Raw genomic sequence first — 11,275 nt, 5'->3', positions numbered from 1 at the left:
GCCATAGCGACGTGGAACCACCTGAATCCATTCCGAACTCAGAAGTGAAACATGTCAGCGCCGATGGTAGTGTGGGGATTCCCCATGTGAGAGTAGGTCACCGCCAGGCTTTTATACGAGAAAAACCCCAGCCCGAAAGGCTGGGGTTTTTTCGTATATGCGCCCGGCTATGGCCTACTCGAGAGTAGGGTGAAGCAGGTTCTTGATGAAGCCAACAATTTGGCTTCATCCTGCTGAACGGGCTGAGCTCTGCGAAGGCCTGTCCAGGCTTAAAGCCCTTCGCGTTGAGCGAGGGGCTTTTTGTTTAAGGCTCCCCCCAATACCTAAACAACGTTACACTTTTTTATCTGTCGCCCGCCAGTGAACTACAGTGATGGTTAAACTTACGTCCTGTAGCATCCCCCGGCTCGGCGTCCATGCCTCGCGTAAAAGCCTAGCGAGCAGTGCTCGCTTTAACGGCTTTTACCCTGTACAGGCTTAAAGCCCTTCGCGCTGAGCGAGGGGCTTTTTGTTTATATATCCCCCGATATCGAACAAGGCTGGGGTTTTTTCGTATATTTGCCCGGCTAACGTACGGACCGCTGTGCGATCTGCACAGTGATGGTTAACGGTTTGGCTTATTAAAAACAGTGCTCGTTAACAAACCCGCTTAAATCTGGGGAATCTTGGTAAGTCATGTGTAGTTAATCCTGTGTGTTCGATACATACAGTTGTACCAATACTAGGAGGATCTTCACGTAATCGGTCCGTTAAGCCGCTACCTACGTAAAACTCCTGACCTTGTTCATTTCTTACTTTTAATGATCCTACTGCGTCGTAGTATTTTCCATTACCTTGTTTGTAGCCGATCACGCTTACGCGCATATTATCGGTTGGCTTGTATTTTAATAACTGGTTGGTCCGGCCTGGGTTATAAAGATTATCTCGGTGTTGCAACATGAGTCCTTCGCCACCTTTGTTAGTTATGGCTTCGAACAGCGCGCTTAATTCCAAAACGTTGTTAACTGTTGTTTGTGGAATAAGAAATACAGTGCTGTCTTCGGTATTTGGATCTATAAAATCTTTGAGACGATTGTAACGTTCATGGAAACCTTCGTTACTAATGGATACGTCGAAAACACCAAACTTCACCTCTCGCCATTCTTGCCTGCTCGGATCATCTCTATTAATTAGCCCAGAAACAAAGGAAAACCTTCCTCTGCCAGCCCATAGTTCGCCGTGCACAGGCAGAGGTGGTAATGCTGATTTGATTCGTTCGGGTACTTTGATTTCGATACCTTGGCGGGAAATCAGGTTTGTTCCAGTCCAAAACGCACGGACACCGTCTAATTTTTCACTGATCATGTAATCTTGTATCGATGGAGGAACTTCATCCATGTCCACTCCATGCATCAATAATAGTTGGTCTATGGTTTCATGCCATTGAGAAACTTTATCGTTACTTGGAGGTCTTAAAACGGGTACGGGTAGCTCTGATGGTGAAAGTGTTGCGGACATTATTAAAGTTGCGAATAACATGAAAGACCTCCTTGTTTATTTCAGTATTAAAGGTGCCTACGCAAAATGAAAGCTGAGTACGCAATTGCGTACAATAGGAATTACAGGCAAAAAAAAGCCCGTTCGATTGGAACGGGCAAAGTAACAACAACAAGGAGGAAGTAAATCCAGGAACTATGATGAGTAAATCTCATCCACCAAAGTGAAAAGCGACAACCTTTCGGAATTTTGGTGTAGGGCATATGCCCCCTGAACACGAGATGCATTATACGGCTGGTGGAAACTTGTTCAAACGAGAAATACTGGTTGTTCGGATTAGAAAAAATAATGCGTTAAGCTTTTGTAAATCAAATTAACGGTACAAAAATTATACATCTTTGAGCTAACTAATTGAAAAAGAAGAACATGGCTATTTTGGTCGATATTTGAACTATAAAAAAATGTTCGGTGAAAAAATGTACCGAAGGTATGTATTTAACGCCTAGAAATTAATCATTTGTACGATACTGCGTTAAAGATAGTGTTAACCATTTAAAATCAGGAATGGCTTCGGTTATAGTTGAGGACTCGTTTAAATGATTGGAAATATAGATGTTTGAATGGCCAGTGCGTGTTTATTACGAGGACACTGATGCAGGTGGTATCGTTTATTATGCAAACTATCTAAAATTTATGGAAAGGGCTCGCACTGAATGGCTACGTTCGTTTAATGTAGAGCAAGAATTTTGGCTCGCAACGGGTATTGGGTTCGTAGTTCGAAACGTTGAGTTGGACTTGCGAGGCCCTGCAAGATTAGACGATGTTTTAAACGTGTCTTGTGAGCCGATTAAAGTAAAAAAAGCGTCAATTGAGTTTCGTCAAACCATTACGAATCAACATAACAAGGTAATTTGCAGCGGTTATGTGAAAGCTGCCTGCGTAACTCTTGAGGCTATGAAACCTACCGCGATACCGCGCGAAATTATTGAGGGAATCTCCAGTGGAATTTGAAATGTCCTTTTTAGATTTGTTTTTGCAGGCGAGTTTAGTTGTAAAAGCTGTCATGATCTTACTTCTACTCATGTCTCTTTTTTCTTGGGCTCTAATATTCCAAAGACGTTCTGTTTTGTCGAAAGCCCAAAAACAAGCGGTTAAATTCGAAGACAAATTCTGGTCCGGAGTGGACCTCGCTAAACTTTATAAAGAAATTTCAGCTCAAGGGAATAAACTCCAAGGCATTGAGCATCTTTTCCATTCCGGCTTCCGTGAATTTGCTCGCCTACGCGGTACCCATAGTAACGACGCATCTGCCATTATTATCGGCTCGCAACGTGCTATGCGCGTTGCACATTCAAGAGAAATGGATAGATTGGAAAAGAACTTGTCGGTACTCGCCACTGTAGGTTCGGTCAGCCCGTACATCGGCCTATTTGGTACTGTTTGGGGCATCATGAACGCTTTTATCGCGTTAGGGGGAGTACAGCAAGCTACGCTACAAATGGTTGCTCCAGGTATAGCAGAGGCGCTGGTTGCAACTGCAATTGGTCTTTTTGCCGCTATTCCAGCTGTTATGGCGTATAACCGTTTAACTTATAAAGTTGAACTACTCGACAATAGTTACGTTAATTTTGCCGAAGAGTTCACCTCAATTTTACAGCGTCAAACTGTCGCATCACCAAGCCAACAACCGATAAATGAAGGGCTTGCGAATGAGTGATTTCATCGTTAGAAGGCGAAAGCGTAAGCCGATAGCGGAAATGAACGTTGTTCCGTATATCGACGTTATGTTGGTGCTTCTAATTATCTTCATGATCACTGCGGGTTTGATTTCTCAGGGTGTGGAAGTGGACCTTCCGCAAGCCGAGGCAGCAGCTCTTGGTGAAGATGAGCCGTTACCTATCGTTGCAACCGTAGACAAAGACGGCGTTTATTACCTAAGTGTGGAAGGCGGTACAGCGGAAGAAATGTCTGCGGTAGATCTGGCAACGCTTGTCGCAGCGCATATTCAGGTTGATGCTGACACACCTGTAGTCGTTCGTGGCGATGGTGCTGTTGAATATGCAAAAGTGGTACAGCTTATGGTGTTGTTGCAACGAGCTGGTGTACCTTCTGTAGGACTAATGACGGAATCACCGGAGTCGTAGTATGAGCCAAGTAAGTTTGGGCGGTGCATTAATAAAGAGCGTGTTGTTGCACGTAGCGTTAGTTGCAGTCTTGCTAGTGAGTGCTGACTTTTCTCCTGCAGAGCTCCCTACAGTTGAAATGACCGAAGGTGAGACCTCGACACAAGAACAAACCGAAATTATCAATGCAATTACGGTAGACCAGCAGCAGGTTCAAGCTCAGGTAGAGCGAATTCAGCAACAGCGTGAGCAAGCGCGACAACAAGAAGCCGCTCGCGTGGCGGAATTAGAGCGCCGAGCCAGGGAGGCTCAACAGCGCAGAGAACGTGAACAAGCCGAAGCTAGGCGTGCAGAGCAACAGCGGCGTGAACAGGAACAAGCGGCGCGTGAAGAAGCGGAGCGCCTAGAGCAAGCGAGGCAAGAAGCTGCAGAAAGATTGCGCCAACAGCAAGAAGAAGCTGAACGGTTAGAAGCCGAGCGTAGAGAAAGAGAAGAGCAAGAGCGTCGTGAAGCTGAAGCAGAACGCTTGCGCCAAGAACAAGAGCGATTATTACGTGAGCAAGCAGAGCAAGAGCGTGCAGAACGCGACCGAGTTCGTCGTCAACGTGTGTTGAGCGAAGTTGAACGTTTCCAAGCGTTAATTCGTCAAACCATTCAGCGCAACTGGCTGACAGACTCTTCGATGCGTGGGAAGTCGTGTGAACTGAGAATTAGCATCGCACGGGACGGCTTTGTAACCAACGTACAAGTTGGAGAAGGCGACAAAGCTGTGTGTGACTCTGCACGAGCTGCGGTACTGAGAGCAGGAACACTGCCTGTGTCCGAAGACCCTGATGTGTACCGTGAAATGAGCAATATTTTATTACGAGTAGAACCAAACCTATAAAATGAGTGGAGTTTTCATGAAGCGTTTTGGAGTTTTTTTAGTTGTTTTAACCTTTCTACTGGCGAGTAAAGCTTCGTTTGCCACTCTCGAAATTGTCATTACGGAAGGTACAGACAGTGCTCGCCCGATAGCTGTGGTGCCTTTTAAATGGCAAGGGCAAGGTGAAGCTCCGTATAACTTCACTGAAGTTATTGGTTCTGACTTAATTCGTTCCGGCCAATTTAGCCCTGTTTCGATAGATGAACTACCATCTTTACCATCTAACGACCGAGAAATTGAGAACTACAGTACCTGGGCGCGTTTGGGCGTTGAAGGTGTGCTTGTTGGTTCCGTGGCGGAGTTTGCTCCAGGGCGTTATGAGGTGACCTACCAGTTAATCGACCCACTACGCGGTCAAATTACCGGCGGAATGTCGGAGTATTTCGATGAAGAAGGGATTGCGGTTGAGCAAGACCACATCCTTGAAGCTCGAACTTCTGTAGTTCTGGACACGCAGTTTCGTCAGTACGCACACCGTATCTCAGACGTTGTTTACGAGGCGCTTACAGGAGAGCGTGGGGCGTTTTTAACGCGCATTGCGTATGTTCGAGTGAACCCAGATGAAAACCTGCCTTATCAGCTCATGGTAAGCGACTACGACGGTGAAAATGAAAGACCACTGCTTCGCTCACCTCAGCCCCTGATGTCGCCGTCCTGGTCGCCTGACGGCTCACGTTTAGCTTATGTAAGTTTCGAAAATGGTCGTTCAGAAATTTTTGTACAAAACATTTATACGACAGAACGTGAGTTGTTAACGTCCTTCCCAGGAATTAACAGCTCACCTGCATGGTCGCCGGACGGTACTAAGCTAGCTATGGTGTTATCAAAAGACGGCGCGCCAGACATTTATGTGATGGATATTGAAAGCCGAGAGGTAAGGAAGATTACCGATCATTGGCGGATAGATACAGAACCAAGCTGGACGCCAGACGGTAACTCTCTTTTATTTACCTCAGAGCGCGGCGGATTACCGCAAATTTATCGCATTGATCTTGATAATGGCAGAGTTCGCCGTGTAAGTTTCAATGGCGAGTCGAACCTTGGTGGTGTGGTAACGCCTGATGGCGAGGGCGTTGTTATGGTGAACCGTGACGGCGGCGTTTACCACATAGCAAGACAAGATTACCCAACGGGTAATTTTCAACAGTTGACGCAAACTACTTTGGACGAATCCCCGAGTGTTGCGCCAAATGGTAGTATGATTATTTACAGCACGACTTACCAGAATCGTCAGGTTCTGGCTTTGGTTTCAATGGACGGACGTTTTCAGGCAAGGTTGCCAGCAGAGCGGGGTAGCATTAAAGCGCCTGCTTGGTCTCCATTTCTCTGATTTTGAAAAACGTGCTATGTTTTCTTCAATTTACGCGAATAATTAAGGAACGAAGTTATGCAACTCAACAAAGTACTCCAAGTTCTTTTGGTCGGAGCTAGCGTTTTAGTTTTTGCCGGTTGTAGTTCAACGTCTGACGAAGCGTCCGAGTCTAGTGAAACAACAGAGCGCTCACAAACTGGTGCATCAGAAGAGTCTGCGGGTAGCGGCGTACAAACCGGTGCGGCAGATCGAATCTTAACACCTGAAGAAGAACAAATTCGCCAGCGCGAAGAACGTCAGCAGCGTTATGCAGACCTGCGCCGCGACCATGTTTTGTATTTCGACTTCGACAATGCTGCAATTCGCGATGAATTCGCTGAACTGCTAGCGGCACATGCTGACTACTTAATGAGAAACCCTGCAGTAACGGTTGTTATCGAAGGACACACCGACGAGCGTGGTACTCCGGAATATAACATTGCTTTGGGTGAGCGAAGAGCTAAGTCTGTAGTTGAGTATATGGAAAGCTTGGGTGTTTCTCGCCAACAAATGACGATGGTGTCGTATGGCGAAGAAAAGCCGGTAGTTCGCCAAAGTAATGAAAGAGCTTGGTCTCAAAATCGTAGAGCTGTGTTGGTTTACTAAGGCTGTAGTGGCTGGAGATTAGAATATGAAATGGACGACATCACTGATTGCTTTTGCAGTTACCGGTGTAGCATTTGCAGCAGGCCCCGCGCCTGTTGTGAGCTTAGCGCAAGCTCAACAAGAAACCGTTGAAGAGCGTGTGGCTCGTTTAGAACGTGCTTTTGAAGCTCGCCAGTCGGGTCAGGCTAGAATGCTGCAGCAACTGAATCAGTTACAACGTGAAATCAGTGAGCTTCGTGGCATTACCGAGCAGCACGCGAATCAGCTAGACCAGATTCTGGAACGTCAACGCGATCTTTATCAAGAAATTGACCGTCGCATTTCAGAAGTGAGAGGCTCTGGTTCATCACTGGGCACGTCTGTGGACATGAGTACAGGCTCAGGTGAGGTTTCGGAAAATGAAACTGCCTATGACCGAGCGATTCGCTTGGTACTGGAAGAACGCCGTTATGATCTAGCAATTCCAGAATTCGAGAGTTTTATAGCAACCAATCCTGACTCACCCTACCGCAGCAATGCACATTATTGGTTAGGGCAGCTCTATTTGGTTGAAGAAAACTATGCTGAAGCCGAGTCGAACTTTTCTACCGTGGTTGATATGTACCCAGATTCGTCAAAACGAGCAGACTGTATTTATAAATTAGGTTTGATCAAATTGGCGACGGGTGACACTGCAGCTGCACAAGAATATTTTAATCGTGTTCAGTCTGAATACCCCGATTCAACAGAAGCAGGTTTAGCACAACAGCAACTCGATTCTTTGTAAGTACACGTTAACTAGTTGTTAAAACTAGGTCGGTTTTTGGACGTATTGTTCAGAAGATCGTCGATAGCATGTAAACAGAGAAAAAAAATGTCTTAAATACGCGCTTTATAGTTGCAAGGCGCGTCTTTTTCAGTAAACTATGCCGCCGTTGTCGAGGTTAGCGAAATCTTGGCAACGGAACGGAATGGGTCGTTAGCTCAGTTGGTAGAGCAGTTGACTTTTAATCAATTGGTCGCTGGTTCGAATCCAGCACGACCCACCAATTCCGACCACTTTAGAGATGGGTCGTTAGCTCAGTTGGTAGAGCAGTTGACTTTTAATCAATTGGTCGCTGGTTCGAATCCAGCACGACCCACCATCTAAACCTCTCCTAGTAAGCCCAAATCATCCAGTAGCAATAAATACCACCAAAGTTAATACGTGAAGCTCGAAGTGATCCAATTTCGCTTTCATTGTATAATTTGAGTTTGGATTAAAGAATTGTCGATTAGCCATTGAGAAGTGATAAAGAATGGGACAAGCATTACGCATTGAAACTTATGATTTTCCGCCAAAACCTGCTCCATTGAGTGAAGCAGAAAAGCAGGCGTATCGTGAGCGTATAAAACAACTGCTGAAAGAGCATAACGCAGTTTTGGTTGCGCATTACTACACAGATCCTGAAATTCAAGCGCTTGCCGAGGAAACCGGTGGTTGTGTGGCCGATTCTCTAGAAATGGCTAGGTTTGGTGCTAAGCACGACGCAGACACATTGATTGTCGCGGGTGTGAAATTCATGGGCGAAACTGCGAAAATTCTTACGCCGCAGAAAAAAGTGCTCATGCCAACTTTAGAAGCTACATGCTCGCTTGATCTGGGCTGTCCGCCAGAAGATTTCGCCGAGTTTTGTGACCAACATCCGGACCATACGGTTGTTGTGTATGCAAATACCTCTGCAGCGGTGAAGGCTCGTGCAGACTGGGTCGTTACTTCAAGCATTGCGCTAGACATTGTTGAACATCTGGACGCCAAAGGTGAGAAAATCTTGTGGGCACCAGACAAGCATTTAGGTGGCTACATCGCCAAGCAAACAGGTGCCGACATGCTGTTATGGCAAGGTGCGTGTATTGTACATGACGAATTTAAGTCAAAAGCACTTCTTCAGTTAAAAGAACAATATCCAGATGCAGCCGTTCTTGTGCACCCGGAATCTCCGGATAGCGTGGTGGAAATGGCAGACGCTGTGGGTTCAACCTCGCAGTTGATTAAAGCAAGCCAAGAGCTCCCAAACGAACGCTTCATTGTGGCTACTGACAAAGGCATTTTCTACAAAATGCAGCAATTGTCACCCAACAAGTCGTTTATTGAAGCGCCTACTGGTGGACACGGTGCTACGTGCAGAAGCTGTGCCCATTGCCCTTGGATGGCAATGAATGGCTTAGCCGCAATTGAACAAGCTTTAGTGAGCGGTGGGAAAGAACATGAAATTCATGTGGACCCTGCAGTTGCAGAAAAAGCGATGATTCCATTGAATCGTATGTTGGACTTTTCTGTGAGCAAATAATGAAGAGTGTGCTCTGGTTAGGCTTTGGAGATATTGCGCAGCGTACTGCCACTTTATTTCCAAAGTCAGTCCAGGTATCTGGCGTAAAGCGGAGCCCTATGACTGCATCAGAGCATGTGTCTATGCTCTACGGTGATATATCATCTGCAACGTTTTTAAAATCTACCCTACAGTCTGTTAAGCCAGACGTTATCGTTATTACCCTTACTCCTAGCGAGTTCTCCGAAGAAGGCTATCAAACCTCTTACATTCAACCCGTTAAAACTCTTACGCAAGCCCTGCTCGAGGTGGGTATAGCGCCAAGAGTCCTATTCGTATCGAGCACCAGTGTTTATGCGCAGTCTTACGGGCATTGGGTGAATGAAGAGTCAGAGACCGCACCATCAGGCTTTTCCGGAAGAACTATGCTTGAGTGTGAGGCGCTACTTGCAAATTATCCTGGGCAATCTACTGTAGTGCGTGCTTCTGGAATCTATGGACCTGGGCGTACTCGACTATTGGACAACCTTAGAGAAGGTCGTATTGCATTAAACGACAATTGGACCAATCGCATACATTCGGATGACTTAGCAGGCGTGATAATTCATTTGCTAAACGCGCAGCAGAAACTAAATCATGACGTGGTTATCGCCACCGATAACGAGCCGTCAATACAGTCGGAAGTTTATACTTGGCTGGCGGAGCTATTAAACATTGAAATTAGCAAAACTTCTGAACGTAACACGCCTGTACGAGGTGCAAATAAACGGTTGAGTAACCAAAAGCTAGTCGCCACTGGGTTTGAATTTCGCTATTCTAGCTACAAAGACGGATACAAAGCGCTTCTTGACTAACACAAGGGCTTCTCGTGAATAGCTTACATCGTATATTAGGGCCTCTGGCCGGTTTATTTGCTTACGGTATTAGTAGAACCCTTGGCATGCCTGAGCAGGCTTCCTGGATGTTAGGCACGCTTGTTTGGGTTGGTTGGTGGTGGATCAGCGAGGCCATCCCTCTTGCTGTTACTTCACTTTTACCTTTCGTACTTATTCCTCTTGGTGGCGTTTCTGATTTCCGAGAAGTTAGTGGTGCACTCGGCAATCACATTATAATTCTTTTCATGGGCGCCTTTATGCTTGCTAAAGCGGTCGAGGTCAGCGGTGTGCACCGCAGAATGGCCCTTAAAATTGTGCATGTGATTGGCGCCAACGATGGCAAACGTATCGTCCTTTCTTTTATGTTAGCTGCCGCTATTCTTTCGATGTGGATTTCCAATACCGCGGCAGTTCTTGCACTTCTCCCCGTTGCACTGGCGATGGCAGACGCGTCATCGGAGCGTTCTTTCCAGCGCGCTCTATTACTTGGCTTGGCTTATTCCGCGTCGCTAGGTGGCGTTGCAACGCTTATTGGCTCGCCACCTAACCTTATTTTTGCATCGGTTTATGAACGCTTTACTGAGCAAAGCTTTGGTTTTGTACAGTGGATGAAAATCGGTGTACCCATGCTGCTTCTTGGCTTGCCAGTGATTGGATGGTGGCTCACGCGTAACGTCAAGTTAAGCGATCCTTTAGAATTGCCAGAGCAAGGTCAAATGAGTGTTGCTGAGAAGCGCGTACTCATGGTGTTTGGAACGGTTGTTTTGTTGTGGGTGTTCCGAACTGAACCTTTTGGCGGATGGACTGGATGGTTTAATTTTAACGGGGTAGGTGACGCTACAATAGCTTTAGCCGGTGTTGTCGCCATGTTTCTAGTGTCTGACGGAAAAGGTGAGCGTTTACTTAACTGGCAGCAGGCGCAAAGCATTCCTTGGGGGATTCTGTTGCTATTTGCTGGCGGAATTGCGCTTGCCTCTGGTGTTATGGACAGTGGTTTAAGCGAGAGTATAGGTAGCGCTCTGTCGGGTTTAACAGTATTGCCTTTGTGGTTATTGGTTTTTCTACTCACGCTCACAGTTTCATTTCTTACCGAAGTCACTTCAAATACAGCCACCGCAACGCTGCTGATGCCTATTTTAGCGGCAACAGGCGTAGCAACTGGGCTACCTATTGAAATACTCATGATTCCGGCGGTAATCGCTTGTAGCTGTGCATTCTGTTTACCCGTGGCTACACCTCCAAACTCAATTGTATTTAGCTCCAACAAAATAACAATTAAGGAAATGAGTTCAGAGGGAGTAATGCTCAATGTGCTCATGGCTGCAGTAACCACACTTGTGGTTATGGTGTTTGTTTAATATGAATTTTAAGGATTAAGATGAAAAAGTTCGTGTTTCCATTGTTTATGTCGTTGTATATGTCATTTCTCATGACCGGGCTTATTACTTGGGTAAACACTGGCATAGGAGCCGGCTTTTTTGGGCGATGGTGGGTGGCTTTTTACATCGCTTGGCCCATTGCTTTCGGGTTGGTTTTTTTGGGAGCCCAGCCTATTCGTAAGTTTGCTGAGAAAATTACGTCAACGTCTTAGAAATAGATACCAACAATCAATAAACTGTTTGAAATCGTGT

12 protein-coding genes, 2 tRNA genes and 1 rRNA gene are annotated in these 11,275 nt (G+C 46.1%); 14 read left to right on the top strand and 1 reads right to left on the bottom strand.

Features of this window, described 5'->3' with window-relative positions; translation table 11 throughout:
• Positions 1–109, top strand: a 5S ribosomal RNA gene (gene rrf, locus DQX04_RS05290); the annotation flags it as partial.
• A gap of 527 nt (positions 110–636) precedes the next feature.
• On the opposite strand, the gene DQX04_RS05285 is transcribed toward rrf, so the two are convergent.
• On the bottom strand, positions 637–1,518 hold the full coding sequence (locus DQX04_RS05285) for a DNA ligase (protein WP_111914813.1): 882 nt from the start codon (positions 1,516–1,518) through the stop codon (positions 637–639).
• Between the two features lie 570 nt (positions 1,519–2,088).
• On the opposite strand from DQX04_RS05285, the gene ybgC reads away from it, so the two are divergent.
• The 13 genes from ybgC (at position 2,089) to DQX04_RS05220 (ending at position 11,235) form a co-directional block, all read left to right on the top strand.
• A complete protein-coding gene (ybgC, locus tag DQX04_RS05280) occupies positions 2,089–2,487 on the top strand; it encodes a tol-pal system-associated acyl-CoA thioesterase (RefSeq protein WP_111914812.1) in 399 nt (132 codons plus the stop codon).
• Entirely contained in the window at positions 2,477–3,193 is a 717-nt protein-coding gene (gene tolQ / locus DQX04_RS05275; protein ID WP_111914811.1) for a protein TolQ, read from the top strand. The genes ybgC and tolQ overlap by 11 nt, the downstream gene beginning before the upstream one ends.
• Complete coding sequence (gene tolR / locus DQX04_RS05270; protein ID WP_243618887.1) at positions 3,186–3,620, top strand: protein TolR; 435 nt, start codon at positions 3,186–3,188, stop codon at positions 3,618–3,620. Before tolQ ends, tolR begins: the two co-directional genes overlap by 8 nt.
• Position 3,621: 1 nt before the next feature.
• Positions 3,622–4,485 carry a cell envelope integrity protein TolA gene (gene tolA / locus DQX04_RS05265; RefSeq protein WP_111914810.1) on the top strand — a complete coding sequence of 288 codons (864 nt, stop codon included), beginning with the start codon at positions 3,622–3,624 and terminating at the stop codon, positions 4,483–4,485.
• A 16-nt stretch (positions 4,486–4,501) separates the two neighbouring features.
• Positions 4,502–5,854: a Tol-Pal system beta propeller repeat protein TolB gene (gene tolB / locus DQX04_RS05260; protein ID WP_111914809.1), complete on the top strand. Its 1,353-nt coding sequence runs from the start codon at positions 4,502–4,504 to the stop codon at positions 5,852–5,854.
• A gap of 57 nt (positions 5,855–5,911) precedes the next feature.
• The gene (gene pal / locus DQX04_RS05255) at positions 5,912–6,481 is read left to right on the top strand and encodes a peptidoglycan-associated lipoprotein Pal (protein WP_111914808.1); all 570 of its coding nucleotides are present in this window, start codon (positions 5,912–5,914) and stop codon (positions 6,479–6,481) included.
• Between the two features lie 25 nt (positions 6,482–6,506).
• Positions 6,507–7,247, top strand: coding sequence for a tol-pal system protein YbgF (gene ybgF, locus DQX04_RS05250; RefSeq protein ID WP_111914807.1), 741 nt, complete (start codon positions 6,507–6,509; stop codon positions 7,245–7,247).
• A gap of 186 nt (positions 7,248–7,433) precedes the next feature.
• Positions 7,434–7,509: transfer RNA gene (locus DQX04_RS05245), tRNA-Lys, on the top strand.
• A 20-nt stretch (positions 7,510–7,529) separates the two neighbouring features.
• A tRNA-Lys gene (locus DQX04_RS05240) sits at positions 7,530–7,605 on the top strand.
• 153 nt (positions 7,606–7,758) lie between these two features.
• The gene (nadA, locus tag DQX04_RS05235; RefSeq protein ID WP_111914806.1) at positions 7,759–8,790 is read left to right on the top strand and encodes a quinolinate synthase NadA; all 1,032 of its coding nucleotides are present in this window, start codon (positions 7,759–7,761) and stop codon (positions 8,788–8,790) included.
• On the top strand, positions 8,790–9,623 hold the full coding sequence (locus DQX04_RS05230; RefSeq protein ID WP_111914805.1) for an NAD-dependent epimerase/dehydratase family protein: 834 nt from the start codon (positions 8,790–8,792) through the stop codon (positions 9,621–9,623). The genes nadA and DQX04_RS05230 overlap by 1 nt, the downstream gene beginning before the upstream one ends.
• Before the next feature lie 86 nt (positions 9,624–9,709).
• Positions 9,710–11,002, top strand: a complete 1,293-nt coding sequence (locus DQX04_RS05225; protein ID WP_111914867.1) for a DASS family sodium-coupled anion symporter — start codon at positions 9,710–9,712, stop codon at positions 11,000–11,002.
• Between the two features lie 20 nt (positions 11,003–11,022).
• A complete protein-coding gene (locus DQX04_RS05220) occupies positions 11,023–11,235 on the top strand; it encodes a DUF2798 domain-containing protein (RefSeq protein WP_111914804.1) in 213 nt (70 codons plus the stop codon).
• Positions 11,236–11,275 lie beyond the last annotated feature (40 nt).

The organism is Aliidiomarina sp. B3213 (genome assembly GCF_003290085.1).
GTDB lineage: Bacteria > Pseudomonadota > Gammaproteobacteria > Enterobacterales > Alteromonadaceae > Aliidiomarina.
The sequence above is the reverse complement of the archived record's forward strand: the minus strand, read 5'-3'. Positions and strand labels throughout refer to the sequence as shown.

Excerpts from the sequence above, each read along its gene's own strand:
- DQX04_RS05285 (WP_111914813.1), bottom strand. The coding sequence starts at position 1,518 with ATGTTATTCGCAACTTTAATAATGTCCGCAACACTTTCACCATCAGAG.
- ybgC (WP_111914812.1), top strand. The coding sequence starts at position 2,089 with ATGTTTGAATGGCCAGTGCGTGTTTATTACGAGGACACTGATGCAGGT.
- tolR (WP_243618887.1), top strand. The coding sequence starts at position 3,186 with ATGAGTGATTTCATCGTTAGAAGGCGAAAGCGTAAGCCGATAGCGGAA.
- tolA (WP_111914810.1), top strand. The coding sequence starts at position 3,622 with ATGAGCCAAGTAAGTTTGGGCGGTGCATTAATAAAGAGCGTGTTGTTG.
- tolB (WP_111914809.1), top strand. The coding sequence starts at position 4,502 with ATGAAGCGTTTTGGAGTTTTTTTAGTTGTTTTAACCTTTCTACTGGCG.
- pal (WP_111914808.1), top strand. The coding sequence starts at position 5,912 with ATGCAACTCAACAAAGTACTCCAAGTTCTTTTGGTCGGAGCTAGCGTT.
- ybgF (WP_111914807.1), top strand. The coding sequence starts at position 6,507 with ATGAAATGGACGACATCACTGATTGCTTTTGCAGTTACCGGTGTAGCA.
- nadA (WP_111914806.1), top strand. The coding sequence starts at position 7,759 with ATGGGACAAGCATTACGCATTGAAACTTATGATTTTCCGCCAAAACCT.
- DQX04_RS05230 (WP_111914805.1), top strand. The coding sequence starts at position 8,790 with ATGAAGAGTGTGCTCTGGTTAGGCTTTGGAGATATTGCGCAGCGTACT.
- DQX04_RS05225 (WP_111914867.1), top strand. The coding sequence starts at position 9,710 with ATGCCTGAGCAGGCTTCCTGGATGTTAGGCACGCTTGTTTGGGTTGGT.
- DQX04_RS05220 (WP_111914804.1), top strand. The coding sequence starts at position 11,023 with ATGAAAAAGTTCGTGTTTCCATTGTTTATGTCGTTGTATATGTCATTT.